Annotated in this window: 23 protein-coding genes; 15 read left to right on the top strand and 8 right to left on the bottom strand. The window is 69.8% G+C overall.

Features of this window, described 5'->3' with window-relative positions:
• Positions 1-29: 29 nt before the first annotated feature.
• Complete coding sequence (chvE, locus tag ACVCAH_RS16435; RefSeq protein WP_447137001.1) at positions 30-1,172, bottom strand: multiple monosaccharide ABC transporter substrate-binding protein; 1,143 nt, start codon at positions 1,170-1,172, stop codon at positions 30-32.
• A gap of 471 nt (positions 1,173-1,643) precedes the next feature.
• On the opposite strand from chvE, the gene araB reads away from it, so the two are divergent.
• The 11 genes from araB (at position 1,644) to ACVCAH_RS16380 (ending at position 13,234) form a co-directional block, all read left to right on the top strand.
• On the top strand, positions 1,644-3,341 hold the full coding sequence (araB, locus tag ACVCAH_RS16430; RefSeq protein WP_447137000.1) for a ribulokinase: 1,698 nt from the start codon (positions 1,644-1,646) through the stop codon (positions 3,339-3,341).
• Positions 3,338-4,036, top strand: coding sequence for an L-ribulose-5-phosphate 4-epimerase (locus tag ACVCAH_RS16425; protein ID WP_447136999.1), 699 nt, complete (start codon positions 3,338-3,340; stop codon positions 4,034-4,036). The genes araB and ACVCAH_RS16425 overlap by 4 nt, the downstream gene beginning before the upstream one ends.
• Before the next feature lie 127 nt (positions 4,037-4,163).
• A complete protein-coding gene (locus ACVCAH_RS16420; RefSeq protein WP_447137099.1) occupies positions 4,164-5,159 on the top strand; it encodes an ABC transporter substrate-binding protein in 996 nt (331 codons plus the stop codon).
• A gap of 172 nt (positions 5,160-5,331) precedes the next feature.
• Positions 5,332-6,876 (top strand): sugar ABC transporter ATP-binding protein, encoded by a 1,545-nt coding sequence (locus ACVCAH_RS16415; protein ID WP_447136998.1) that lies wholly within the window; start codon positions 5,332-5,334, stop codon positions 6,874-6,876.
• A 119-nt stretch (positions 6,877-6,995) separates the two neighbouring features.
• The gene (locus ACVCAH_RS16410) at positions 6,996-8,006 is read left to right on the top strand and encodes an ABC transporter permease (RefSeq protein ID WP_447137098.1); all 1,011 of its coding nucleotides are present in this window, start codon (positions 6,996-6,998) and stop codon (positions 8,004-8,006) included.
• A complete protein-coding gene (gene yjfF, locus ACVCAH_RS16405) occupies positions 8,003-9,031 on the top strand; it encodes a galactofuranose ABC transporter, permease protein YjfF (RefSeq protein ID WP_447136997.1) in 1,029 nt (342 codons plus the stop codon). Before ACVCAH_RS16410 ends, yjfF begins: the two co-directional genes overlap by 4 nt.
• Positions 9,028-10,533, top strand: a complete 1,506-nt coding sequence (araA, locus tag ACVCAH_RS16400) for an L-arabinose isomerase (protein WP_447136996.1) — start codon at positions 9,028-9,030, stop codon at positions 10,531-10,533. Before yjfF ends, araA begins: the two co-directional genes overlap by 4 nt.
• A gap of 107 nt (positions 10,534-10,640) precedes the next feature.
• Positions 10,641-11,684: a LacI family DNA-binding transcriptional regulator gene (locus ACVCAH_RS16395; RefSeq protein ID WP_447136995.1), complete on the top strand. Its 1,044-nt coding sequence runs from the start codon at positions 10,641-10,643 to the stop codon at positions 11,682-11,684.
• A gap of 173 nt (positions 11,685-11,857) precedes the next feature.
• On the top strand, positions 11,858-12,298 hold the full coding sequence (locus ACVCAH_RS16390; protein WP_447136994.1) for a MarR family winged helix-turn-helix transcriptional regulator: 441 nt from the start codon (positions 11,858-11,860) through the stop codon (positions 12,296-12,298).
• Positions 12,299-12,332: 34 nt separating this feature from the next.
• A complete protein-coding gene (locus tag ACVCAH_RS16385) occupies positions 12,333-12,833 on the top strand; it encodes a hypothetical protein (protein ID WP_447136993.1) in 501 nt (166 codons plus the stop codon).
• Positions 12,830-13,234: a GNAT family N-acetyltransferase gene (locus ACVCAH_RS16380; protein WP_447136992.1), complete on the top strand. Its 405-nt coding sequence runs from the start codon at positions 12,830-12,832 to the stop codon at positions 13,232-13,234. Before ACVCAH_RS16385 ends, ACVCAH_RS16380 begins: the two co-directional genes overlap by 4 nt.
• A gap of 126 nt (positions 13,235-13,360) precedes the next feature.
• On the opposite strand, the gene ACVCAH_RS16375 is transcribed toward ACVCAH_RS16380, so the two are convergent.
• From ACVCAH_RS16375 to ACVCAH_RS16365, 3 genes are read right to left on the bottom strand one after another with little or no spacing between them, the layout of a single operon-like run.
• Positions 13,361-14,866, bottom strand: coding sequence for a tripartite tricarboxylate transporter permease (locus ACVCAH_RS16375; RefSeq protein ID WP_447136991.1), 1,506 nt, complete (start codon positions 14,864-14,866; stop codon positions 13,361-13,363).
• A 20-nt stretch (positions 14,867-14,886) separates the two neighbouring features.
• Complete coding sequence (locus ACVCAH_RS16370) at positions 14,887-15,348, bottom strand: tripartite tricarboxylate transporter TctB family protein (protein WP_447136990.1); 462 nt, start codon at positions 15,346-15,348, stop codon at positions 14,887-14,889.
• 1 nt (position 15,349) lies between these two features.
• Entirely contained in the window at positions 15,350-16,369 is a 1,020-nt protein-coding gene (locus ACVCAH_RS16365) for a tripartite tricarboxylate transporter substrate-binding protein (protein WP_447136989.1), read from the bottom strand.
• Positions 16,370-16,544: 175 nt separating this feature from the next.
• Here ACVCAH_RS16365 and ACVCAH_RS16360 point away from each other — a divergent pair, with 175 nt between their 5' ends.
• On the top strand, positions 16,545-17,228 hold the full coding sequence (locus ACVCAH_RS16360; protein ID WP_447136988.1) for a response regulator transcription factor: 684 nt from the start codon (positions 16,545-16,547) through the stop codon (positions 17,226-17,228).
• 6 nt (positions 17,229-17,234) lie between these two features.
• Positions 17,235-18,713 carry an ATP-binding protein gene (locus tag ACVCAH_RS16355; protein WP_447136987.1) on the top strand — a complete coding sequence of 493 codons (1,479 nt, stop codon included), beginning with the start codon at positions 17,235-17,237 and terminating at the stop codon, positions 18,711-18,713.
• Positions 18,714-18,751: 38 nt separating this feature from the next.
• Here the strand turns inward: ACVCAH_RS16355 and ACVCAH_RS16350 are convergent, their stop codons facing one another.
• Together ACVCAH_RS16350 and ACVCAH_RS16345 are read right to left on the bottom strand one after the other, a co-directional pair.
• Positions 18,752-19,714, bottom strand: coding sequence for a TAXI family TRAP transporter solute-binding subunit (locus ACVCAH_RS16350; protein WP_447136986.1), 963 nt, complete (start codon positions 19,712-19,714; stop codon positions 18,752-18,754).
• Between the two features lie 112 nt (positions 19,715-19,826).
• Positions 19,827-21,389, bottom strand: a complete 1,563-nt coding sequence (locus ACVCAH_RS16345) for a family 10 glycosylhydrolase (RefSeq protein WP_447136985.1) — start codon at positions 21,387-21,389, stop codon at positions 19,827-19,829.
• Between the two features lie 179 nt (positions 21,390-21,568).
• On the opposite strand from ACVCAH_RS16345, the gene ACVCAH_RS16340 reads away from it, so the two are divergent.
• A complete protein-coding gene (locus ACVCAH_RS16340) occupies positions 21,569-22,069 on the top strand; it encodes a nitroreductase/quinone reductase family protein (RefSeq protein WP_447136984.1) in 501 nt (166 codons plus the stop codon).
• 156 nt (positions 22,070-22,225) lie between these two features.
• On the opposite strand, the gene ACVCAH_RS16335 is transcribed toward ACVCAH_RS16340, so the two are convergent.
• Positions 22,226-22,606, bottom strand: coding sequence for a VOC family protein (locus tag ACVCAH_RS16335; protein WP_447136983.1), 381 nt, complete (start codon positions 22,604-22,606; stop codon positions 22,226-22,228).
• Positions 22,607-22,752: 146 nt separating this feature from the next.
• Complete coding sequence (locus ACVCAH_RS16330) at positions 22,753-23,694, bottom strand: NAD(P)-dependent alcohol dehydrogenase (RefSeq protein ID WP_447136982.1); 942 nt, start codon at positions 23,692-23,694, stop codon at positions 22,753-22,755.
• Between the two features lie 276 nt (positions 23,695-23,970).
• Here ACVCAH_RS16330 and ACVCAH_RS16325 point away from each other — a divergent pair, with 276 nt between their 5' ends.
• A complete protein-coding gene (locus ACVCAH_RS16325) occupies positions 23,971-25,428 on the top strand; it encodes an alkaline phosphatase PhoX (protein WP_447136981.1) in 1,458 nt (485 codons plus the stop codon).
• Positions 25,429-25,448 lie beyond the last annotated feature (20 nt).

The following is a 25,448-nucleotide window of genomic DNA, read 5'->3' as shown; positions in this document are numbered from 1 at the left end:
GGATGCGCGCCACCGAGCCCGGCGGCCGGTCAGCCCTTGGCCTGGCCGGCGGCGACCTCCTCGGCGGTCCAGTAACCGGAGTCGACGAGGACGGGCTTGATGTCGTCCTTGTAGACGGTCTGGACCGGCAGCAGGTGCGACGGAACGACCTTGACCCCGTTGTTGTAGGTGGTGGTGTCGTTGGCCTGCGGCTGCTTCTCCTGCAGGAACGCCTCGGCGGCGATCACGGCCTGTTCGGCGAGCAGCCGGGTGTCCTTGAAGATCGTGGAGTTCTGGACGCCGTCGTTGATGAGCTTGACCGAGGCGATCTCGGCGTCCTGGCCGGTCACCACCGGGATCTTGTTTCGCGGGCCGCCGTACCCGGCGTTCTGCAACGCCGTGATGATTCCCCGCGAGAGCCCGTCGTACGGGGAGAGGACCCCGTCGACCCGCGTGCCGTCGTTGTAGCTGGAGGTCAGCAGGTCCTCCATCCGCTTCTGCGCGGTCTCCTGCTGCCATCGCAGGATCGCCACCTGCTCGATCTTCGTCTGCCCGGACTTCACCCGCAGGGTGCCGGCGTCGAGGAACGGCTTGAGCGTGTCCATCGCCCCGTCGAAGAAGAAGTGGGCGTTGTTGTCGTCGAGCGACCCCGCGAACAGTTCGACGTTGAACGGTCCGGTCGCTGAGCCCTTGGAGCCGTCCTTGTTCTGCAGGCCGAGGCCGGCCAGCAGCGCGGTGGCCTGGGCGACGCCGACCTTGTAGTTGTCGAAGCTGACGTAGAAGTCGACGTTGGGGCTGTCCCGGATCAGCCGGTCGTAGGCGATGACCGGGATCTTGGCCTCCGCCGCCGCCTGCAACTGCCCGCTGAGCGCGGTGCCGTCGATCGCGGCGATGACCAGCACGTCGGCGCCTTGTGTGATCATCTGGTCGACCTGCTGCGACTGGGTGGGGATGTCGTCTCCGGCGTACTGGAGATCGACCTTGTATCCCTTCGCCTCCAGCTTCTCCTTCACCGAGTTGCCGTCGGCGATCCACCGCTCCGAGGTCTGCGTCGGCATCGAGACGCCGATGGTCAGGTCAGCGGGCCGATCCCCGCTGGTGTCGCCGCCGCCACCGGCGCCTTCGCCGCTGCAGGCCGCGAGGCCGAGGGCCAGCACCGTCCCACCGAGAGCGGCCAGAAATCGTCTACCCACGAGCTGTCTCTCCTCTCCGGACCCGCCGGATACGGGCAACCCTGCCGTAGTGTTAGCGCTCACAATGACGGCGTCAACACCCGCCCGAGAAATACGCCCGTCACGGTCTCGTAACGGTGCCGGTCGGCGTTCCGGGGCGCCGCCACGCCGTGGCGCACCGGCGGCCCACCGCCCGGCCGCACCGCGGCGGAAGCCCTCCCAGGTCGGGGCCCCGGTCCCCCGAACCGCCGTCAGGTCGCCGGACGATGTCGATCACGCGGGGGAGGAGGAGCGGGTCGGCCACGCGCAACTCCGACGGAGCAACGGATCGGGGGCGAAGGCCCTCCACTCGATGCGGGCGACACGGATCCGACGCACCGGACAGTCGCTGGCGCAGTTGGTCGCCGGCGTTGCGAGCAGGTGTCCGACGCGGCCTTGACGGAACCAATGTGAGCGCTAACACTGTTGGCCAACAGGCGAGCGGAGGATGTCATGAGCGTGTCGGCGGGCCCGGACGACCGGTTCGTCATCGGCGTCGACTTCGGAACGTTGTCCGGGCGCGCCCTGGTCGTACGGGTGCGCGACGGCGCCGAACTGGGCACCGCGGTGCACGCCTACCGCAGCGGCGTGATGGACCAGGTGCTGGCCGCCGACGGACAGGCGCTGCCGGTCGACTGGGCCCTGCAGGATCCCGACGACTACCGTGACGTGCTGCGGCACGCCGTGCCCGCGGCGCTCGTCGCGAGCGGTGTCGCCGCCGACCGGGTCATCGGCATCGGCATCGACTTCACCGCCTGCACCGTGCTGCCCACCCTGGCCGACGGCACCCCGTTGTGCGAGCTGCCCGACCTACGCGTCCGCCCGCACGCCTACGTCAAGCTGTGGAAGCACCACGCCGCCCAGCACCAGGCCGACCGGATCAACGCCCTGGCCCACCAGCGCGGAGAGCCGTGGATCGGTCGCTACGGCGGCAAGATCTCCGCCGAATGGCAGTTCGCCAAGGCGTTGCAGCTGCTCGAGGAGGACCCCGAGGTCTACGCCCGGGCGAAGCGGTGGATCGAGGCCGCCGACTGGATCGTCTGGCAGTTGTGCGGCGTCGAGACCCGCAACGTGTGCACCGCGGGGTACAAGGGCCTCCGCCAAGGCGGCCGTTACCCGTCCCGGGAGTACCTGGCCGCGCTGAACCCGGCCTTCGCCGACTTCGTGCAGAAGATCGACGGTCCACTGGCGGCGTTGGGCGGGCGGGCCGGCGGGCTGACCGCGCAGGCCGCGGCGTGGACGGGCCTGCCCGAGGGCATCGCGGTGGCGGTCGGCAACGTGGACGCCCACGTCACCGCCGCGGCCGCCCAGGCCCTCGAACCGGGCCGGCTGGTCGCCATCATGGGCACGTCCACCTGCCACGTCGTCAACGGCAGGGAGCCGGCCGAGGTGTCCGGCATGTGCGGCGTGGTCGACGGCGGCATCAGCGCGGGCCACTGGGGATACGAGGCCGGCCAGAGCGGGGTCGGCGACATCTTCGGCTGGTACGTCGAGCACGCCGCGCCCGACGGCTACGCCTCGCACGAACTGCTCAGCGAGCAGGCCGCCGCGCAACCCGTGGGCGCGCACGGGCTGGTGGCGCTGGACTGGTGGAACGGCAACCGGTCGCTGCTGGTCAACCACGACCTGAGCGGGGTGATCGTCGGGCTGACCCTGGCCACCCGGCCGCCGGACATCTACCGTGCGCTGCTGGAGTCCACCGCGTACGGGACCCGCATGATCATCGAGGCCTTCGCGGCGGCGGGGGTGCCGGTGGACGAGCTGATCGTCGCCGGTGGACTGACCGGCAATCAGCTGCTGATGCAGATCTACGCCGACGTCACCAACCGGCCGCTGGGCATCATCGGCTCCGCACAGGGCCCGGCACTGGGCTCGGCGATCCACGCGGCGGTCGCGGCCGGGGCCCATCCCGACGTACCGACGGCCTCCGCGGCGATGGGCCGGGTCGACCGCGACGCGTTCCTGCCCGATCCGGAGCGGGTCCGCGCCTACGACGCGCTGTACGCCGAATACCGGCGACTGCACGACCACTTCGGCCGGGGCGGCGACGACGTGCTGCTGCGCCTGCGCGCCATTCGGAACGCCGCCCGATCGGCGGCCACTCCCCCGCCGGCCGGCGAGGCCGCGCTTTCCCTGGAGGTGATGGCATGAGCGAGCGGTCGATCATGGGCGGCGAGGTGGCGCGGCTGCGCGAGACGGTGGCCGCCCTGCACGCCGAGCTGGTCAGGTACAACCTGGTCGCCTGGACGGCGGGCAACGTCTCGGCGCGGGTGCCGGGTCGGGACCTGATGGTGATCAAGCCGAGCGGCGTGTCGTACGACGACCTACGGCCCGACAACATGGTCGTCTGCGACCTGGACGGAGTCGTGGTGGAGGGAGACCTGTCGCCGTCGAGCGACACCGCCGCGCACGCCTACGTCTACCGGGCGATGCCCGACGTCGGTGGTGTCGTGCACACCCACAGCAGCTACGCGACCGCCTGGGCCGCCCGGGGCGAGTCGATCCCCTGCCACCTCACCGCTCAGGCGGACGAGTTCGGCGGCGAGATCCCGGTCGGCCCGTTCGCCCTCATCGGCGGCGACGACATCGGCAAGGGCATCGTCGCCACCCTGTCCGGGCACCGCTCGCCGGCGGTGTTGATGCGCAACCACGGCGTCTTCACCATCGGGCCGAACGCCACGGCGGCGGTCAAGGCCGCGGTGATGTGTGAGGACGTCGCCCGTACCGCCCACCTGGCCCGGGCGCTCGGCGAGCCGCTGCCGATCGCCGCCCAGGACATCGAGTCGCTCCACGCGCGCTACCAGAACGTCTACGGGCAGACCAGCATCCCGTCGGCCCGCCGGTAGCGCGGCCGGCAACCCGGCCGGCCCCGCGCTCCCCAGGGGTCGGCTTCGACGCACCTTGTTCCAGCACCACCAGTGGCGTGACCGCCAGCGTGACCCCCACCTCACCCCCGTAAGGAGTCAGCACATGATGGACAAGGGCACCACCCTCACCCGCCGTGGTTTCGGCGCCGTCCTGGCGGCCGGGCTGCTCGCCACCGGGCTGGTCGGCTGCGCCAACAGCGACACCGGCGGCGCCGGTGGCGACGACAAGATCGTCCTCGGGTTCTCGCAGGTCGGCGCGGAGAGCGGCTGGCGCACCGCGAACACCACCTCGATCAAGGACGCCGCCGCGGCGGCCGGGATCGAGCTGAAGTTCGACGACGCCCAGCAGAAGCAGGAGAACCAGATCAAGGCGATCCGCAACTTCATCCAGCAGAAGGTCGACGTCATCGCCTTCTCGCCGGTGGTGGAGTCGGGCTGGGACACCGTGCTCAAGGAGGCCAAGGACGCGGGGATCCCGGTGATCCTGACCGACCGGGCGGTGGACTCGGCCGACAAGTCGCTCTACAAGACCTTCCTCGGCTCCGACTTCATCAAGGAGGGCCGGCTCTCCGGCGAGTGGCTGGTGGAGCAGACCAAGTCCGCGACCGGCCCGGTGAACATCGTGGAACTGCAGGGCACCACGGGTTCGGCGCCGGCCAACGACCGCAAGAAGGGCTTCGCGGAGGCGATCGCCGCCAACCCCAACCTGAAGGTGGTCGCGTCCCAGAGCGGTGACTTCACCCGGGCGGGCGGCAAGGCCGTCATGGAGCAGTTCCTCACGGCCAACCCGAAGATCGACGTGCTCTTCGCGCACAACGACGACATGGGCCTGGGAGCGCTGGAGGCGATCACGGCGGCCGGGAAGGTGCCCGGCAAGGACATCACCATCATCACCATCGACGCCGTCAAGGACGGCATGCAGGCCCTGGCCGACGGGAAGTTCAACTTCATCGCCGAGTGCAGCCCGCTGCTCGGGCCCCAGCTGATGGACCTGGCCAAGAAGGTGCACGCCGGCGAGGAGGTGCCCGCGCGCATCGAGACCGAGGAGACCACCTTCACGTCTGAGCAGGCCAAGCAGGCCCTGCCCAACCGCAAGTACTGACGTACCGGGCCGGGCGCTCCTCGTGCCCGCGTCCGTCGCCACGGGCGGGCCGGCGGTGTCGACCACACCGCCGGCCCGGCCCGCTCTCCCGTGCCGTGCGCCGACGGGCCGGGACGCCGCGGAGGGTCGCGGCGGCCGCGCACCTGACGACAATCACGAAAGGTCTGCTGGGATGTCGGATAGGCATCCGGTCCTGACGATGACCGGGATCAGAAAGTTCTTTCCGGGGGTCCGCGCCCTCGACGGCGTCGATTTCCGGCTGTTCCCCGGCGAGGTGCACGCCCTGATGGGCGAGAACGGCGCCGGCAAGTCCACCTTGATCAAGGTGCTGACCGGGGTGTACGGCAGCGACGCCGGAACGGTCACCCTCGACGGCGCGCACGTCTCCTTCGCCGGCCCCATGCAGGCCACCGCCGCCGGCGTGAGCACCGTCTACCAGGAGGTCAACCTCTGCCCGAACCTGTCGGTGGCGGAGAACATCTTCATCGGGCGGCAGCCGCGCCGGTTCGGGACGGTGGCCTGGCGCGAGATGCGCCGCCGCGCCACGGCCCTGCTGGCCCGGCTCGACCTGGACATCGACGTCACCGAACTGCTCGGCAACTACTCTCTCGCCGTCCAGCAGATGGTGGCGATCGCCCGCGCCGTCGACGTACAGGCCCGGGTGCTGATCCTCGACGAGCCCACGTCCAGCCTGGACGCCGACGAGGTGACCCAGCTGATGCGCATCATGCGTCAGCTGCGTGACGAGGGCATCGCGATCCTCTTCGTCACGCACTTCCTCGACCAGGTGTACGGGATCGCCGACCGGATCACGGTGCTCCGGAACGGTCGTCTCGTCGGCGAGTACCCGACTGCGGAGCTGCCACAGTTCGCCCTGGTGGAGAAGATGATCGGCAAGGAACTCGACACGCTGGAGCGACTCGATGGGCAGGCCGGGCGGGACCTGGCCGCGGTCGAGACGGGTACCCCGGTGGTCGAGGCGACCGACCTCGGCCGGACGGGCTCGGTGGCGCCGTTCAACCTCACCATCCACCGGGGCGAGGTGGTCGGCATGGCCGGACTGCTCGGATCGGGCCGGACCGAGGTTGCCCGTCTGTTCTTCGGCGCCGATCGGGCCGACCGGGGTCGGCTCGCCGTGGACGGCCGCCCCGTGACCGTCCGGGGACCGATCACCGCCATCGAGCGGAACATCGCGTTCTGCTCGGAGAACCGACGCACCGAGGGCCTGGTGGGCGAGCTGTCGGTGCGGGAGAACATCGTCCTGGCGCTGCAGGCGGCCCGCGGCTGGTTGCGCCCGGTGCCTCGACGCCGGCAGGACGAGCTGGTCCGGCGCTACGTCGACGCGCTGAGCATCCGCCCGGCCGACCCCGACATGCCGGTGCGCAATCTCTCCGGCGGGAACCAGCAGAAGGTCGTTCTCGCCCGGTGGCTGATCACGGAGCCCCGGCTGTTGATCCTCGACGAACCGACCCGTGGCATCGACATCGGCGCGAAGACGGAGATCCAGCGCCTGGTGGTGCAGCTCTCCGACGGCGGCATGGCCGTGCTGTTCATCTCCGCCGAGTTGGAGGAGGTGCTGCGGCTCAGCCACAAGGTCGCCGTGATGCGCGACCGGCAGCTGGTCACCGAACTGGCCAACGACGACAGTCTCGACGCCGAACGCGTCATGCGCGTCATCGCGAGCGGAACGGAAACAGAAGGGCGGGACGGGGCATGAGTGAACATGGCGAGCATGGCGCGTCGGTTCCTGCCGCTGGCGCCGGGGGCGCGGGCACGAGCAGCTGGCGCACACGCGCCTCGGAGATCAGCGGACACCGGCTGTTCTGGCCGGTCGTGATGCTGGTGGTCCTGCTGGCGGCGAACGTGGCCTACCGGCCGGGTTTCCTGGCCATCGAGGTCAAGGACGGGCACCTGTACGGAAGCCTGATCGACATCGTCCGGCTCAGCGCCCCGCTCATCCTGGTCGCTCTCGGCATGACGCTGGTGATCGCCACCGGCGGGATCGACCTGTCCGTGGGATCCGTGGTCGCCGTCAGCGGCGCGGCGGCCTGCCTCCACATCAGCCGACAGCCGGACCAGGACAGCCTCGGCGGCGTGCTGACCGCGCTGGCGATCGCACTCGGGATCGCCCTGCTCCTCGGCGTCTGGAACGGGATGCTGGTCGCCGTGATCGGCATTCAACCGATCATCGCCACCCTGATCCTGATGGTCGCCGGACGGGGCCTGGCCCAGTTGATCACCTCGGGGCAGATCATCACCATCAACAGTGATCCCTACCGGATGATCGGGGTCGGACATGTGCTGACCCTGCCGTTCGCGATCGTCATCGCCCTGGCGGTGACGCTGCTCGTGGCGGTGCTGACCCGCCGTACCGCGCTCGGGATGATCATCGAGGCGGTCGGCGGCAACGCCGAGGCCAGCCGGCTGGCGGGCATCCGCGCGCGGCGGATCACGATCCTCGTGTACGTCGCCAGCGCCGCCTGCGCCGCCTGCGCCGGGTTCATGATGACCGCGAACGTGTCCAGCGCCGACGGCAACTCCGCCGGGCTGTGGGTCGAGCTCGACGCGATCCTCGCCGTCGTCATCGGCGGCACGTCGCTGGTCGGTGGCCGCTTCTACCTCGGCGGCACCGTCGTCGGCGCGCTGCTCATCCAGACCCTGACCACCTCCGTCTACGCCATGAACATCGATCCGCAGACCTCCCTGCTGTTCAAGGCGATGGTGGTGATCGTGGTCTGCCTCATCCAGGCACCGGCTTTCCGCGCCAAGCTCCGCCGCCGACGTGCCCCCGCGACGGCACCGGCGGCACCGGCCGGCGAGATGAAGAAGGAGCAGGTGACGGCATGAGCACGAGCCAACTGACCGGGCGGCTGGACCGGCCGACGTGGTGGCGGCTGCCACGGCGTCAGGTGCCGGTGCTGGTCAGCCTCGGCCTGCTGCTGGTCATGTACGGCATCGGCGTGTCGCAGTACCGTGCCTTCTCCAACGTCCAGGTCGTCTTCAACGTGTTCATCGACAACGGGTTCCTGCTCGTCGTCGCGGTCGGGATGACCTTCGTGATCCTCACCGGCGGCATCGACCTGTCCGTGGGCTCGGTGGTGGCGATGACCGCGATGGTGTCGGCCGCGTTGCTGCGCGACGGCCTGCCACCCGCGCTGGTCCTGCTGATCGCGCTGCTGATCGGCCCGACGCTCGGGTTCGTGATGGGCTGCGTGATCCACTTCTTCGACATCCAGCCCTTCATCGTCACCCTGGCGGGGATGTTCTTCGCCCGCGGCATGTGCACCTGGATCAGTTCGGTGTCCGTTCCCATCACCGACGACTTCTGGACCGGAGTCGCGCAGGAACGGATCAGGATCGGCGACAACTTCCTGACCGTCAGCGTCCTGGTCACGGTGGCGGTGGTCGCGGTGGCCGCGTACGCGCTGGCGTACACCCGGCTGGGCCGCAACGTGTACGCGGTCGGCGGCAACCCGCAGTCGGCGCTGCTGATGGGCCTGCCGGTCGGCCGTACCCGCATCGCCGTCTACACGATCAGTGGCCTCTGCTCGGCGATCGGTGGCATCCTGCTGTCCTTCTACACCCTGTCGGGGGCCCCGCTGATCGCCGTCGGCATGGAGCTGGATGCGATCGCCGCGGTGGTCATCGGCGGCACTTTGCTCACCGGCGGCGCCGGATACGTCCTGGGCACCGTGCTCGGTGTGCTGGTCCTCGGCGTGATCCAGACCTTGATCACCTTCGACGGCACCCTCAACTCCTGGTGGACCAAGATCGTGATCGGTGGCCTGCTGTTCGCGTTCATCGTGCTCCAACGCCTCATCGGCATCCGCAAGAAGCAGTCTCCACCCGATCATCGGAAGGCAACCGCATGACTCGCCCATCCCCGGCCCCCGAGGTCTGGTTCCTCACCGGCAGCCAGGGCCTCTACGGCCCGGAGACCCTGCGTCAGGTGGCCGCTCAGTCCCAGCAGATCGCGGCGCAGCTGGATGCCGATTCCGCCATCCCGGCCCGGGTGGTCTGGAAGCCCGTGCTCACCTCCAGCTCGGAGATCCTGGCCGTCTGCCGCGACGCCGCCGTCCAGGGAGCCGTCGGGGTGATCGCCTGGATGCACACCTTCTCGCCGGCGAAGATGTGGATCTCCGGTCTGGACGCGTTGCGTACTCCCCTGCTGCACCTGCACACCCAGGCGAACGTGGCGCTGCCGTGGTCCGAGATCGACATGGACTTCATGAACCTCAACCAGGCCGCCCACGGCGACCGGGAGTTCGGGTACGTGCAGACCCGGCTCGGGGTCGCCCGCAAGACGGTCGTCGGCCACGTCAGCAACCCCCAGGTCGTCACTCGAATCGCGGCGTGGACCCGGGCCGCGATCGGGTACGCCGCGATGCGGTCGCTGCGGCTGGCCCGCTTCGGCGACAACATGCGCGACGTGGCCGTGACCGAGGGGGACAAGGTCGAGGCGGAGCTGCGGTTCGGTGTCTCAGTCAACACGTACGGGGTGAACGACCTGGTGAACGCCGTCGAGGCGGTCCCCGACACGCGGGTCAACGAACTCGTCAAGGAGTACGACGACAGCTTCCGGCTGGATCCCGTGCTGCGGCCCGGCGGCGAGCGGCACGATTCCCTACGCTACGCCGCCCGCATCGAGGCCGGATTGCGGGATTTCCTCACCGCCGGTGGGTTCGGCGCCTTCACCACCAACTTCGAGGACCTCGGCGGGCTGCGGCAACTGCCGGGCGTCGCCGTACAACGGCTGATGGCCGACGGTTACGGTTTCGGCGGCGAGGGCGACTGGAAGACCTCGGTGCTCGTGCACACGCTGAAGGCCATGTCGGTCGGGACCCGTGGCGGCACATCCTTCATGGAGGACTACACCTACGACCTCACGCCGGGTCGGGAACTCGTGCTCGGAGCGCACATGCTGGAGGTCTGCCCGAGCATCGCCGCGGCGACGCCCAGCGTGGAGATCCACCCGCTGAGCATCGGCGGGCGCGAGGACCCGGTTCGGCTGGTGTTCGACGCCCGGCCCGGTCCCGGCGTGGTGCTGGGGCTGGCCGACATGGGCGAACGGTTCCGTCTGGTCGCCAACGAGATCGACGTGGTGGCCCCGCCGCAGCCGCTGCCGAAGCTGCCCGTCGCCCGGGCGGTGTGGCGGCCCCGTCCGAGCCTCGCCACCGCGGCGGAGGCCTGGCTCACCGCGGGCGCACCGCACCACACGGTTCTGTCCCAGGCCGTCGGGATCGAGGAACTGCACGACCTCGCCGAGATGATCGCGACTGAACTCGTGGTCATCGATGCGGAAACCACCCCGCGCCGGCTGGCCGACGAGATTCGCTGGAATCAGGCCTACTACCGGCTGGCCAAGGGTTTCTGATCCTCCGATCGCTGGCGTCGATCGGCTGTCGGTGCACGGCGGGAGCGCACCGGCGGTCCGGCCTGCGGTCGGAATCCGGCCGCGCGGGCGAGGGCGTTACGATGACCATGAGGGGGAAACACGCCATGCGCCAGCAGCCGGCCGCACGCGCCGCGGTCATGAGCGACGTCGCACGGCTCGCCGGTGTCTCACACCAGACCGTGTCCCGGGTGCTGAACAACCACCCGAGCGTCCGCCAGGAGACCCGGGAACGGGTGCTACGCGCCGTACATCAGCTCAACTACCGGCCCAACGCGCTGGCCAGAGGGCTGGCGGCGCGGCGCTCCCACGTCATCGGAGTGGTCAGCTTCGACACCATCCTCTACGGCCCGGCCGCCACCCTGCTCGGCATCGAGCGCGCCGCGCGTACCGCGGGTTACGGAATAAGCATCGTCACCCTGGAACGCCTCGACCGGTCCGGGCTGGCCTCCGCCATCGACGCCCTGACCGAGCAGTCAGTCGCCGGGGTCGTGCTCATCGCCCCGGTGGTCAGCGCCGCGGTCGCCCTGCACGGCCTGCCCACCGGCGTACCGGCGGTGGTGGTCGAGCCCGGCGGCGACGGTGAGTTGCCGAGCGTGTCGGTCGACCAGGTGGCGGGCGCCCGCCTGGCCGTCGAGCACCTCCTCGCGCTCGGCCACGAGACGGTGGTGCACATCGCCGGTCCCCGGGACTGGCTGGAGGCCCGCGACCGCGTCGACGGGTGGCGGTCGGCCCTGGAGGCGGCCGGTCGTCGGGTTCCGCCGGTCATCACCGGCGACTGGAGCCCGCGGGCGGGCTACGAGATCGGGCAATCCCTCGCCGAGCGACGGGAGGTCACGGCCGTGTTCTGCGCCAACGACCACCAGGCGCTCGGTCTGCTTCGTGCCCTGCATCAGCGGGGCGTGCGGGTGCCCGAGGATGTCAGCGTGGTCGGGTTCGACGACATCCCCGAGGCCGAGTACTTCTCTCCACCGCTGACCACCGTCCGGCAGGATTTCGACGAGGTCGGCCGCCGGTGCGTCGCGGCTCTGCTGGAACTGCTGAACGCCGATCCGTCGACCGAGCGACCGAACCCGTCCCCGGTCGAACCAACGCTCGTGGTCCGGTCCAGCAGTGCTAGCTGGAAGTCCTAAAGGCAGCTGGAAGTCCGGCCCGGCCTCGAACAGGCCGCGACTCGGCCACCCCGATACGCCCGTCCTGACCTGTGCACACTCCCCCGCCGCCAGGCGGTAGCGCCCCGGGCCAGGTGAGCGACGGACGCGGAGGGTGGTTGTACGGTCGAACCATCTGGTTGTATCGTCGAACCATGGTCGATGGCGAGGACGTGGGTACGGCGCAGGACGCCCTCATGCGGTTCGTCCGCAACTTCGGCCTTCACCAACCCGATCGCACTCCGTGCGGGCAGCCGCTGCCGGCTTCGGAGGCGCACGCGTTGGCGGAGATCGCCCGGGATGGACACCTGCGACAGGCTGAACTGACCAGGCGGTTGCGGCTGGAGAAGAGCACGGTCAGCCGGTTGGTCGCGAACCTTGAGCGGCGGGGCTGGATACGCCGGCAGGCGGCCAGCGACGACGGACGGGGAGTCCTCCTCGGACTCACCGACGTCGGAGTCACCGCTGCGGCGCGACAAGCAGAGGCCCGCCGGGCCAGGTTCACCGCCCTGTTGGCCCGCATACCTGACGATCAGCGCGCGTCCGTGGTGCACGCGCTGCAAACCTTGGCGGAGGCCGCCGATGAGAAGCCCTGACTCTTCCCGTATCCGCCGCTGTGCGTTGCTCGCAGTGACCGCCGCCGTGGCGACGTTGGGTACCGCGTGCGCCGAGGACGGCCGTGGACCGACGGCGCCCACGGCAGGTGCCGACCGGCAGGCGCAGGTCGCAGAACGTGGCGAATCCGTGATGCCGTTCGAACTCGACCGTACGACCCATCACTTCGTGAAGACGGACGGCGGGGGCGTTCAGACCGTCGTCGCCGACGATCCACGCGATTCCGAGCAGATGGATCTCATCCGCCAACACCTGCAGCAGGAGGCCGAGCGGTTCCGCCGCGGTGACTTCACCGACCCGGCGAGTATCCACGGCGGTGAGATGCCGGGGCTCGGCGTTCTCCGGGACAGCGCCAGCAAGATCGAGATCGAATACGAGACGACGGTTGACGGCGCGCGGATCACCTACACCAGCAGCGATACCGCGACCGTCAGCGCGTTGCATGCCTGGTTCGACGCGCAGGTGAGCGATCACGGTGCGCACGCCACATCCGGAGGGACCGTCTCAACGTCATGACCTACCTGGTGCGGATAGAGACGCCGTCGGTCGAGGTTTACCGGCACCTGCGGGTCGCCGCCGGTTTGAGTGCCAAGTCGGTGGCGGCGGCGGCCGCGGGTGTGGACGGCACATGGCACGCCGTCGTCGTTCATCACGATGACCAACCGATAGGCATGGGCCGCGTCATCGGTGACGGCGGCACGGCGTTCCAGATCGTTGACATGTGCGTATTGCCTGAGCACCAGGGCCGAGGAGTCGGCAGGATGATCATGAATGCACTCATGGAGCGACTTCTGGACCGGGCGCCGAGCACCGCTTACGTCTCGCTGATCGCAGACGGTGCGGCACGCCACCTCTCCGCGAAGTACGGCTTCGCGGACACCGCGCCGGAGTCGGTGGGCATGGCACGCCAACTCTGACGGGCGTCGCGGAATTACCGTGCGCACGCATGTCCGGGCGCCCCGGCACGCCTCCCCTGGGCAGGCGTCGGTTGAGGCTGGCTCGCCGGCCGCGATGGCGCCGGTTCCGCAGATCGCGTCCGCTTCCTACTCGTCTTCGGCGAACACGACCTCGCGGCGCTTACGAATCGTCGGGAGGGCGGCGACGACGAGCGCCGCCACGGCGAGGGCCAGGAGCACCGCGGAGATCGGTCTGGTCAGGAAGACCGACGCGTCGCCGCGGGAGATGATGAGCGCGCGCCGCAGGTTCTCCTCGAGCAGCGGGCCGAGGACGAAGCCGAGCAGCAGCGGCGCCGGCTCGCAGCCGCACTTGATCAGGATGTAGCCCAGGAGCCCGAAGAACACGATGGCGTAGACGTCGTAGGCGTTGAAGTTCAGCGAGTAGGTGCCGATCGCGGCGAACAAAATGATCATCGGAAACAGGACCTGGTACGGAATGCGCAGCATGCGCACCCAGACGCCGATCAGCGGCAGGTTCAACAGCACGAGCAGCACGTTGCCGATCCACATCGACGCGATCAGGCCCCAGAACAGCGCCGGCTCGTCGGTGATGACGTTCGGGCCGGGGGTGATGCCGTGGACGATGAACGCGCCGACCATCAGCGCCATCACCGGGTGGGCGGGCAGGCCCAGGGTGAGCAGCGGGATGAACGACGTCTGCGCGGCGGCGTTGTTCGCCGACTCGGGACCGGCGACGCCCTCGATCGCGCCGCGCCCGAACTCCTGCTGCCGCTTCGAGATCCGCTTCTCGACCGCGTACGAGGTGAACGAGGCCAGGACGTGGCCACCGCCGGGCAGCACGCCGAGCGCGGCTCCCAGACCTGTGCCCCGAAGGATCGGGCCGACGATCCGGCGCCGGTCCTCGTGGGTCGGCCAGAGGTTCTTCACCGTGCTGACGACGGCCGTGCGGGTCTGCTCGTTCTCCAGGTTGCGCAGGATCTCGGCCACCCCGAACATGCCGACGGCGACCGACACGAAGTCGATGCCGCCGTACAGTTCGCGCTGGTCGAGCACGAACCGGGGCATGCCGGTGTAGATGTCCTGGCCGATCATCCCGAACAGGACGCCGAGCGCGATCATCGCCAGGGCCTTGAGCGCGCTGCCGCGCGCCAGCGCGATCGACACGATCAGGCCGAACAGCACCAGCGAGAAGTAGTCCGCCGGGCCGAACTGCAACGCAACGCGGGCCAGCGGTGGGGCCGCGACAGCCAGCGCGACGGTGGCCAGGGTACCGGCGATGAAGGACCCGATCGCGGCGGCGGCCAGCGCCGGCCCGGCCCGGCCCTGCCGGGCCATCTCGTGACCGTCGAGCGCGGTGACCGCCGCCGACGACTCACCGGGCAGGTTGATCAGGATGGCCGTCGTCGAGCCGCCGTACTGTGCGCCGTAGTAGATGCCGGCCAGCATGATCAGCGCCGTCACCGGCTCGAAGTTGAACGTGATCGGCAGCAGCATCGCCACCGTCGCCGTCGGCCCGATGCCGGGCAGCACGCCGACCGCTGTCCCGAGCAGCACGCCCACGAAGCAGTAGAGGACGTTCTGCACCAGCAAGGCCGTCGAGAAGCCCAGCGCGAGGTTGTCGAAGAGTTCCATGCCTCAATCCGGATGGCGCGTCAGAACGACAGCCACGGGCCCCACAGCGGGATCCGCAGTTGGAGTCCGACGACGAAGATGAGCGTGCTGGCCACGGTCAGCCCGGCGGCCACGGCCAGGGCCGTGAGCAACCGCACCCGCCGGCTGGCCAGGGTGATGAGGAGGGCGGTCACCGCCGACGTCGGCACGAATCCGAGACGCCGGACGGTGTATCCGAAGAACACGACCGCGACCACGATGACGCCGACCGCACGCCACGGGACCGCCCCGAACGAGATGACCTCGCCGGCGACAAGCCCCTTGGCGACGATCATCAGGCCCAGGGCGGCCAGGACCACGCCGACCAGCAGCGGGAAGTAGCCGGGACCCATCCGCAGTGGGGTGCCCAGCTCGTAGCTGAGCGACCCCACCACGAATGCGCCACCGATGAGGACGAAGACTGTTCCGGCGAGGACGTCCGGGAAGGAGCGTCGGCGTTCCACCTCAGGAGGCCTCGACCCCGGCGTCGGCGATGATCTTCGACCAGGTGCCGAGCTGCTCCTCGAGGTGCGCCCGGTGTGCCTGCGGGGTGGCGTCCTCCGCCGGGACCGGCGCGGTGCCCAGCTTGGCCATCTGGTCGATCACGCCCTGGTCCGCCAGTGCTACCTTCAGCGCCTCGGACAGCTTCTGGACGACGTCCGGTGGGGTGCCGGCCGGGACGTAGAGGCCGTGCCAGACACTGACCTGGAGCTGGGGCAGCCCCGCTTCGGCCGTGGTCGGCAGATCGGGCAGGCTCTTCACCCGCTCCGGGGTGGTGACCGCGTACGCCTTGACCTCGCCCGCGGAGATCTGACCGCTGGTGTTGGTCGTCTGGTCGCACATGAAGTCGACCTGGCCGCCGACGAGGTCGGTCAGCGCGGGGCCGGTCCCCTTGTACGGGACCTCCTGCAGCTTGACGCCGGCGGCGTGCTGGAACAGCAGGCCGCACAGGTGGGACGCGGCGCCGACGCCGGCGTTGGCGAGGGTGACCTTGTTGGCGTTCGCCTTCACGTAGGTCACGAGGTCCTGAAGGGTCGCGGGCTGGAAGTCCTTGCGGGCGACGATCGTCATCGGCACCTCGGTGACGAGCCCGATCATCTCGAAGTCCTCGAGCGGCTTGTAGTCCAGGTTCTTGTAGAGGGCGGGCGCCGTGGACATGCCGATGTGGTGCATGAGCACGTTGTAGCCGTCGGGCTCGGCCCGCGCGACCTCGCCCGCGCCGACCGTGCCGCCCGCGCCCTCGACGTTCTGTACGACTATCTTGGCGCCCAGCTTCGCGGCCATCGGCTCGGCGATCATGCGGGTGACGGTGTCCGTCGGCCCGCCGGCGCTGAAGGGCACGACGATCGTGATGTTCTGCTCCGGGTAGTTCCCGGCGTCGCCTCCGCTGCCACCGCCACCATTGTCGGAACAGGCGGCCAGGAGCGAAACGGCGCCGATCGCGGCGATCATCCGCGCGGCGGCCCGGTGCCTGGTCGTTGTCATATCGGGGCCTCCTCGTCAGCGCACGCGCATCCCTCGGCGGGTGCGCGGCCTCAGTGTCGGCTGGCGGGGACCCGGATGGTGTCAGAGAAATCCCAAGGAATGCGGCAGATGTCAGAGGAATCCCAAGAACTGAAGGGCTAACAGGAGCGTGGTCCGGGCCGTACAATCCGCCGGTATGCGGATCACCGTCATCGAGGATGATGACCGCGTGGCGCGGGCTCTGGTGACCGTCCTGGCCCAGGCGGGCTTCGAGGTCCACCGCATCGCCACCGCCGCGGAGGCCGTGCGTGCCGCCCCGTCCGATGTCGTCCTCGTCGACCTGGGTCTGCCCGACGGCGACGGACTCGACGTGATCCGCAAGCTGCGTGACCACCCGGAGACCGCCGTCATAGCCGTGACAGCGCGTTCGGAGGAGCACGAGCGGGTCCGTGGCTTGCGCGCCGGTGCCGACGACTACATCGTGAAGCCGTTCGGCATCCCGGAGTTGCTGGCCCGGATCGACGCCGTCCTGCGGCGCACCCGGGTGGCCCGTGCCCTGAGCCACCCGGACGAGCCGCTCGTCCTCGGCCCGGTGCGGATCGGCATCGGCACCCGCGAGGTCACCGTCGGCGGCACGCCCGTGACGCTGACGCGCAAGGAGTTCGAGCTGCTCCTGCTGCTGGCCCGGCGGGCGCCGAACGTGGTGAGCCGTGACGTCATCCTCGACCAGATCTGGGGCGCGACCTGGGAGTCCTCGAGTCGCACCCTGGACACCCACGTCGCGGCGTTGCGGCACAAGCTCGGGCCGGCCGTGCTCATCCGCACGGTCCACGGGGTCGGCTATCGGCTCCTGGCCGACCACCCGGAGCTGGTCGGCTGACGCGCCGTGCACCGTCGCCTGCTCGTCGTCCTGGTGCCCCTCGCGGTGCTGCTCGTCGCGGCGCTCGGGGTGCCGCTCAGCGTCACGGTGGCCGAGCGGGAGATGCAGGAGACGTACGTCGACCGGCTCAACGACGTCGGCCGGTTCGCGTCGTTGGCCGAGACCGCGCTGTCGACCGGGCGGACCGAGGCGCTCCATCAGGAGCTGGCGCGCTACCACAAGCTCTACGGCATCCCGGTGGCGGTGATCGACACGTCGGGCACGGTGCTGCTCGGACCAGCCGGTGCGTACCAGGAGGCGGCGCGGGCCGAGCCCGCGTTGCCCCGGATCGTGACCGCGGCGCTGGCCGGGGCGAGGTCCGAACCGTCCGGCGAATGGGCGCCGTGGGACGACTCCGCGCTCGTGGTCGCCGAGCCGGTGGGCCGGGACAGCGAGGTCGTCGGCGCCGTGGTGACGATCTCCGACCTGTCCGAGACGCGTGATCGCATCCTGGTGCGATGGGCCAAGCTCGCCGGGCTCGGACTGCTGCCGTTGATCGCGCTGGTGGCCGTCGCCTGGCCGGTTTCGGCGTGGGTGCTGCGGCCGGTGCGGGAGCTGGACGCGGCGAGCTCGCGGATCTCCCAGGGCGACCTCACCATCCGGGCGGACGCCGAGGCCGGCCCGGTCGAGCTGCGGCGGCTGGCGGAGTCGTTCAACACCATGATGGACGCGGTCGAGAACGCCGTGCAGCGGCAGCGGGCGTTCGTGGCCGACGCGTCGCACCAGTTGCGCAATCCGCTGACCAGCCTCCGGCTCGCGGTGGAGAGTCTGGAACCGCATCTGCGGCCGGCCGGCGACGGGCGGCAGCTGTACGACGTCGCCGTCGACGAGCTGAAGGCGATGCAGCGGATGTTGAACTCGCTGCAAGCCAGTGCGCGGATGGAGAGCATGCGGACGGCGTCACCGGTCGATCTCGACGCGGTGCTGGCGACCCGGGTGAACCGGTGGCGGGCGTTGACGGCGACGGCGGGGCAGGCGCTGGTGGTCGACGTGCCGCCGGGGTTGCGGTTGCTCGAGCCGCCGGGCGGGCTGGGCAGCATCCTGGACGAGCTGATGAGCAACACGTTGCGGCTGTCGGACGCGCAGGTGGTGGAGGTGACCGCCCGGGTCGTGCCCAGTGGTGCGGACGCCGGACCCGGCAACGCCGCCGCGGCCGGAGGCGTGGTCACGATCGTCGTCCGTGACGACGGCCAGGGGATCGACGTTTCCGAGCGGGCCCAGGCGTTACAGCGGTTCTGGCGCTCGCCGCGGCACCAGAACGTGTCCGGGACCGGCCTGGGACTGGCGATCTGCGCCGACCTGGTCGGGGCGGCCGGGGGCGAGCTGCGACTGGAGGATGGCCTGCCGCGTCCGGACGGATCCGGGCACGGATTCGCCGCGGTGGTCGCGTTGCCGGTCGTTTCGCGGGTGGCGTCGTGCGACGAGCCGGCTCCGTCGCCGATCTGAGGGCCCGGGCTCGGTCGCCGTCCGGTCATCGTCCCAGGTCAGCGCTTGCGGTCGCGGAACCAGGCGGCCGCGCCGGGATGGAGCGGGACCGATGCGGTGGAGATCCCGGTACGCACGTTGATCTGCCACGCTTCGGGAACGGCTTCGGCGTCGTCGCGACCGGCGGAGGTGATCGCGCCGGTCTGCGTGAAGATCGTGTCGGTGATGGCGTAGACCAGGTCATCGGGCAGGTCGTTGCGCACGAGAAGCACGTTCGGCACAGCGACGGTACGGGTGGCCGGAACGCCGGCGTACGCGGTGGCGGGGATCATCGCCGGAGCGTAGGGACCCGGGTACGCCGTGAAGAGCGCGTCTGCCTGTGCGTCCAACGGGATGAGCCGGATCGGGTGCCGCTGCGCCAACTCCGTGATGGCGGGTGTCGGAACGCCGGTCAGGGAGAACATCGCGTCGATCTCGCCGTCGCGCAGCGCCGCCGCCGATTCGGCCTGGCTGAGGTACCGACCGTCGGCCTGCACCCGGCCGAGCTCCAGAACCCGCAGCGCCGTGAACTCGGTGCCCGAGTCGCGGGCACCGAGGGATATCCGCTTGCCCTCGAGGTCCCGGAAATCGTCGATCGCCGAACCGGCCATGACCACGAGATGCAGGTGACTGTCGTAGAGCCGGCAGATCGCCGAAAGCCCCTCGGGCGCGCTGCCGTCGGTGGTGATCAGCGCGTCCAGGCTCGTCAGCCCAAGGTGCACCTCGCCAGCCCGCAGCATCCGGATGTTGTCGGTGGACGCGCCGCTCGGCACGGTCGTCACGGTGGCGCCCGGCACCTGCTCGGAGATGTTCTCGGCCAGCGCACCGCCGATGCGCCGATACACCGCCCCCGCCGGCCCGGTGGCCAGCCGCAGGTGGACCTTGCCGGCCTCGGGCTGTTGAGAAGAGCAACCGACCAGCAGCCCTCCGGCGAACAGGAGCACCGCCCGCCGGCTGAACCGTACCTCCAGGTTCAGCACCATGCCGAGATGATACGGACCCAGGCCCCGGCGGTGATCTGCTCTGGTACCCGCCGCGATGTGCTGAGGATGGTTCCCGCCCATCCGATCTCTGGATGGGCGGGAACCAGACGGTCTACAGCTGGCTGAGGTGGCTCAGGTCCACCTTGGAGATCGCGCCGGCGCGGACCTGGGCGACCGCGACCGGCTGGCCGACGACGCCGTTGGGCAGGTCGACCTGTACCAGGTAGGTCCCGGGACGCAGATGCACGAAGCCGAACCAGCCGTCCCCGTCGGCGGGCCGGGTGATCGGCTCACCGCCGGTGGTCAGCGGCCGCAGGGTGACGGTGACCTGATCCAGCGGCGCGCCGGTGCGCAGCGCGACGCGGCCGGAGACGTGGCCCTCGGTGGGGGTCGCCTTCCACGGCATCACCGGCACCGCCACCTTGTCGGCGAACGGGGCGTCGGGCCCGGTCGTCAGCGCCTGGACCAGCCTGTCCCGCTCCGCGTTACGGAACGACAGCGGCTGGTTGACACCGGCGCGGGTCGGGTTGGCGTAGGAGTAGCCGCTCCAGCCGGCGGCGGTGTTGCCGGCCGCGGTGGGAGCGAGCGCCTGGCGCACCTGCTCGACGCTGTCGGGGATGTCGTTGAGGTACAGGGCCGGGCCGATCACCGCCTGTCGGTCGCCCTGCCAGTCGGCGAGCACCTCTGTCCACTCCTCGTACATCTGCTTCTGGTCGGGCATCCAGTTGCGCTTGTAGTTCATGGCGACGACCGTGTCCATGATCCCCTCGGCCATCCAGCCCTTCCAGTCCTGCAACACCTCGGCGTACGGCCGGGTCTTCTCCCAGCCGCCCATGGTCTGCGGCCCGAAGCTGTAGGTGATGCCATCCATCGACAGGCGCGCTCGCGGGTCCACCTCCCACATGCCGAGGTAGATCTTGCGGACCAGGTTGGTCATCTGGGTGCGCCGCCAGTCGGAGAACTGCGGGTCGGCGGGTAGGGGCGTGTCGGTGCGGCCGGTGGCGGCGCGGAAGCGGGCCAGCGAGGTCTCGCTGTAACCCCAGTCGCTGTGCGTGGTGGTGGAGTTGAAGTCGGGGTAGCGCACGTAGTCGAGGTTGATGCCGTCGACGTCGTACTCACGCACGATGCTCTGGATCGCCGAGACGATGTAGTTGACCGCGCCCGGGTTGGCGGGGTCCATGTAGGCGTTGGCGCCCATGAGTTCCTGGCCGTCGTAGCGCTTGTTGAGCCAGCGGTCGGCGCCCGTGGCGGACCGGCCGTGCTTGTTGAAGACGTGCTCGGGTGAGGAGTGCGGCGTGGCCGAGTTCCACATCGTGTTGACGTTGACCCAGGCGTGCACCTCCATGCCCGCCGCGTGCCCCTGCGCGATCATCTCGTCGAGCGGGTCGTAGGGCATCGGGGCGATCGCCGCGTCGGTGCGCGGGTAGAGCGCCCGGTTGCAGAAGCAGTCATAGCGCCGGGCGATCTGGACGATCAGCGCGTTGGCGTTGATCTTCTTGGCGTCCTGCACGAGCCTGGTGACCTGTGCCGGGGTGTAGATGCCCTCGTTGAACGCGTCGACCCAGTAGCTGCGCCACTGTTGGGTGGGTTCCGGTTCCGGGTCCGCTTTCGCGGCGGTAGCCATGCTCAGCGCCAGGATGGTGGCGGTCAGGACGGCTAGTACTCGTTTTGTCACTGTGCCCTCCATGGATGAGGGTGCGTTGAAGAATATCTGCAAAGATTGCAGTAAATGCGAAGGTAAACTACGGCACGCTCCGGGGGCAAGGGCCCTGGTCGTGCCAGCGCTCGGCCGTTCGACGCTGCCGGTCCGGCCGAGGCTGCGGCTGGTCTTCTGTTCGTACCATCGCCTGGTAGGTGTGGGAGGTCGCCATGTCGGTCGAGAATCGGGCGGAAAAACCGAAACTTCCGCCGCGCTGGTTTATCCGGCTGGCCTGGTCGGTGCACCGGGGCCTGTACCGGGTCTTCGGCGGCCGGGTCGGGCTCTGGCGGCCCCGCGCCAACCGCTGGGGCACTGTGCGGCTGACCACCACCGGGCGCCGCACCGGCCAGCAGCGCAGCGTCATCATCGCCTACTTGGAGGATGGGCCGAATCTGTTCACGCTGGCGATGAATGGGTGGGGTGAGGGTGAGCCCGCCTGGTGGCTCAACCTGCAGGCGCATCCGGATGCGACCGTCGATCTGGTCGACGGGCGGCGGCCGGTACGTGGGCGCGCCGCAACAGGTGACGAGCGGTTGCGGTTGTGGGCCCGCTGGCGCCAGATCGACACGAACCTCGACGCGTACGCGGCGCTGCGGTCGTCCGAGACTGCGCTGGTGGTCCTGGAGCCCCGGCGCGCCGGAGACGTTGCCGGTTAACTGATCGGCCGACGACCCACCCGGCCGCGTGACACCCCTGCCAGCCACACCTGTCAAGGTGGCCGACGGCGGCGCCGAACCACGGAGGCACCTGTGGCGGTCTCATGGGTTTCCGTAGCCACCGACGGCTGGCGGCGACTCGGCATCGGTCCTGGCCTACCGCGTGGTCGCGGGCGGGTCGTACCTCGGCTGATAAAGCGTCATCTCGCCGGCGCCTGGCACCTTCAGCCGAGCGGCGATCCCCCAGCCTTCGTCCCGGACGTTTCCGACAAACTGGGCGCCCTTCGCGGTCAGTTCCGCCATCGTCCTGTCGAGATCGTCGCACATCAGGGACACGTCGAATTGCTGATCCGTGGAGCCGGTCTGGCCCTCGTGTCCCCAGGAGCTCGGGTGCACTCCCAGTTCGCTAGGGCCGGTCTTGAAGATCAGCCAACCGCCGCCGGTGTCGGTGCTCGGGAACCCGAGGACGTCGCGGAAGAAGGTCCGGGCCGCATCCGGATCCTCGGCGTACATAAGCGTGTGCAGTGCCGTGATCATGCCGTCATCGTACGTACGGCGCTTCCCCGGATCGGGAGTTTGCGTCCAGCCGGGCACGGCCGGGCGCTGATGCAGCACATAGGGGCCATCTCGGGGAAACGTCGTGGCGAATGCTTCTCCTGGGGTCACCGACGTGAAGACGCTGGTCAGTTCACGCCCACGACGACCTTGCCGAGGGCGCGTCCCTCGCCGACGTGAGCCAGTGCCTCGGGCACCTCGTCGAGGGTGAAGGTGCGGTCGATGTGGACGTCGAGGTCACCCGCCACGCAGAGATCGGCCACCGGTTCGAAGTGCGTCGGACCTTCCTTGACAGCGAGCACGCCCAGCCGGCGGCGCGTGAGCCGACCGGCCACCGAGCCGATCGTCAGTACGCGCAGCAGCGCCGGGACCGACCCGCCAACGCACCGGTAACGGCCACCAGGAGCCAGTGCCCGGCGGTAGGCGAACACCGACCGGTGCGCGACCAGATCGAGGATGAGATCGTACGGACCGCTGCGGGTGAAGTCCTCGCTGCCGTAGTCGATCACCGTGTCCGCGCCGACCGACCGCATGAAGTCGAGCTTGCCTGCGTTGTCGACGCCCGTCACCTGGGCGCCGAGTCGCTTGGCAAGCTGAATCGCGAATGAGCCCGAACCACCGCCGGCACCGTTGATCAGGACCCGTTGCCCGGCTCCGGCGCCATCGGTCCCCTGCCGCGCGATCACCCCCGCCTGCGGAATCGTCGACGCCTCGGCGAAGGTCAGCGCTGGAGGCTTCCGGGCCAGCACCGACTCGGGCGCGATCACGTACTCGGCGAAGCCGCCCTTGAGCACGAGGTTGTCGCCGTACACCTCGTCACCGGGTCGGAACCGGGTGACGGCCGGGCCGACCGCGTCGACCCATCCGGCGATGTCCGAGCCGAGTGTCCGACGCGCCGGGGAGCGCAGGCCACCGATGCGCGAATACAGTGGCCAGCCTCGCAGGGTCTCCCAGTCGCTCAGATTGACCGAGGTCGCCGCGATTTTGACGAGCACCTGCCGGGCAGCGGGAGACGGCTTGGGAACGTTCTCGATCCGCAACACGTCCGGAGGCCCGTAACGGTCGTACACGACCGCTCTCATCCGCGTACCCCCAACCCTTCCGTGGAAGGAGGCCGGTCTCGTACCCGATGGGTCCGGGGCCAGCGGCCCCACGTCTTCTGTAGCACGCCGCGACAAGGGGTGTCGCGTTGCCGTAGGTGGTGCGCCGTCGCCTGGGCGACGCGTGAGTAGCGCCGATTCTTTCCCCCGATGTCGCCGATCCCTCATATGAATGACGCGTCGGTGTCGGTCCGCGGGAGTTGGTTGTCAAGTCGTCGCACTCGTCTTGAACAGGAGCTAACCGACGTGCCTTCCTCTCGCCGTACCTTCCTCGCCGGCGGCGCAGCCGCCGGCGTAGGCCTTGCCGTCGCCGGTGGCTTCCCGTCCCTGGCCCAGGCCCACCCGGGCCGGCCCCGCCCGCCGGTCGGAGCCGGCCACGTGCCGTTCCCGCCGCTCGTGGACGACCCCGACGGCATCCTGGCCCTGCCGGAGGGCTTCAGCTACGCCGTGGTTACCCGGACTGGCGTCACCCGGCTCGACGGCGGCCAAGGCCTGACCCCGGCCGACCACGACGGCATGGCCGTCTATGACGCCGGCCGCGGCCGCTACACCCTGATCCAGAACCACGAGATCGACCCGGGCGCCGAGTTCGGCGTACCGCACGTCAAGGGCACTGTCTACGATCCCGGCGCCGTCGACGCCGGCGGCTGCACCGTGATCAGGACTGACCGCGCGGGCCGCAACCTCGGTGAGTTCGTCGCGCTCTCCGGCACCGTCGCCAACTGTGCGGGCGGGCCTACCCCATGGGGTACGTGGCTGACCTGCGAGGAGACTGAGGACCGGGCCGGGGACGACTGGGAGGAGGACGGCCGGTCCGGCGTCTTCCAGAAGGATCACGGCTACGTCTTCGAGGTCTGGGCCGACGGCAGCGCGGACCCGACGCCGATCAAGTGCCTGGGCCGCTACGCCCACGAGGCCCTGGCGATCGACAAGGACCGCACGAGAATCTACCTCTCCGAGGACGCCGACGAACCCAACGGCCTGTTCTACCGCTGGACCGCACCCCGCGGCGTCAAGCTCGGTCCCGGCGTGCTCACCCGCCTCGCTCCGGACGCCGGCGTCCTCGCCGCGATGCAGATCATCATGGACGACGGCTCAGTGCTGCCGGACGTCGCCTACCTGACCTCCGCTCAGCTGGGCCGCCCGTTCCCGGTTCGGTGGATCGAGGTGCCCGAGCGCGACGCGCAGACCACGCCGGTGCGCGAGCAGTTCGCCGACGGCCAGGTCACCCGCGGACGCAAGTTCGAGGGCGTGTGGGGCACCGACGAGGGTGTCTACGTGGTCAACTCCTACGCGTGGGACGACGGTGAGCTTCCGGCGGACGCGGCTCCGCACGATGGCATGGTCTGGTTCTACAACTACCGGGCCCAGACCATCCAGCTGGTGACCTACTTCCCCCACCAGAGCGCGTCGGAGGAGGGTACGCCGGTCAAGTACAACGACCTCACCTTCGACGGCCCGGACAACGTGACCGTCACCCCGTGGGGAAGCCTCGTGCTCGCCGAGGACGGCTCGGGCGCCTCCCATGTGCTCAGCGCGATCCCGGGCGGCCCGACGTACGCGATCGCCCGCAACCAGCTCAACGACTCAGAGTTCTGCGGGCCGACCTTCACCGCCGACGGCAAGGTCCTCTTCGTCAACATGCAGGATCCCGGCCTCACCCTGGCCATCACCGGCCCTTGGGAGAAGTACCTGGGCCAGTAGAGGCAGACCGACCGGTGGGA

The sequence above is a fragment of the Micromonospora sp. LZ34 genome (assembly GCF_052981855.1).
This window is presented reverse-complemented; position numbering and strand designations above follow the sequence as displayed.

Excerpts from the sequence above, each read along its gene's own strand:
- araA (WP_447136996.1), top strand. The coding sequence starts at position 9,028 with ATGACTCGCCCATCCCCGGCCCCCGAGGTCTGGTTCCTCACCGGCAGC.
- ACVCAH_RS16415 (WP_447136998.1), top strand. The coding sequence starts at position 5,332 with ATGTCGGATAGGCATCCGGTCCTGACGATGACCGGGATCAGAAAGTTC.
- ACVCAH_RS16425 (WP_447136999.1), top strand. The coding sequence starts at position 3,338 with ATGAGCGAGCGGTCGATCATGGGCGGCGAGGTGGCGCGGCTGCGCGAG.
- yjfF (WP_447136997.1), top strand. The coding sequence starts at position 8,003 with ATGAGCACGAGCCAACTGACCGGGCGGCTGGACCGGCCGACGTGGTGG.
- ACVCAH_RS16395 (WP_447136995.1), top strand. The coding sequence starts at position 10,641 with ATGAGGGGGAAACACGCCATGCGCCAGCAGCCGGCCGCACGCGCCGCG.
- araB (WP_447137000.1), top strand. The coding sequence starts at position 1,644 with ATGAGCGTGTCGGCGGGCCCGGACGACCGGTTCGTCATCGGCGTCGAC.
- ACVCAH_RS16335 (WP_447136983.1), bottom strand. The coding sequence starts at position 22,606 with ATGATCACGGCACTGCACACGCTTATGTACGCCGAGGATCCGGATGCG.
- ACVCAH_RS16380 (WP_447136992.1), top strand. The coding sequence starts at position 12,830 with ATGACCTACCTGGTGCGGATAGAGACGCCGTCGGTCGAGGTTTACCGG.
- ACVCAH_RS16420 (WP_447137099.1), top strand. The coding sequence starts at position 4,164 with ATGGACAAGGGCACCACCCTCACCCGCCGTGGTTTCGGCGCCGTCCTG.
- ACVCAH_RS16350 (WP_447136986.1), bottom strand. The coding sequence starts at position 19,714 with ATGGTGCTGAACCTGGAGGTACGGTTCAGCCGGCGGGCGGTGCTCCTG.
- ACVCAH_RS16410 (WP_447137098.1), top strand. The coding sequence starts at position 6,996 with ATGCTGGTGGTCCTGCTGGCGGCGAACGTGGCCTACCGGCCGGGTTTC.
- ACVCAH_RS16360 (WP_447136988.1), top strand. The coding sequence starts at position 16,545 with ATGCGGATCACCGTCATCGAGGATGATGACCGCGTGGCGCGGGCTCTG.
- ACVCAH_RS16375 (WP_447136991.1), bottom strand. The coding sequence starts at position 14,866 with ATGGAACTCTTCGACAACCTCGCGCTGGGCTTCTCGACGGCCTTGCTG.
- ACVCAH_RS16390 (WP_447136994.1), top strand. The coding sequence starts at position 11,858 with ATGGTCGATGGCGAGGACGTGGGTACGGCGCAGGACGCCCTCATGCGG.
- ACVCAH_RS16365 (WP_447136989.1), bottom strand. The coding sequence starts at position 16,369 with ATGACAACGACCAGGCACCGGGCCGCCGCGCGGATGATCGCCGCGATC.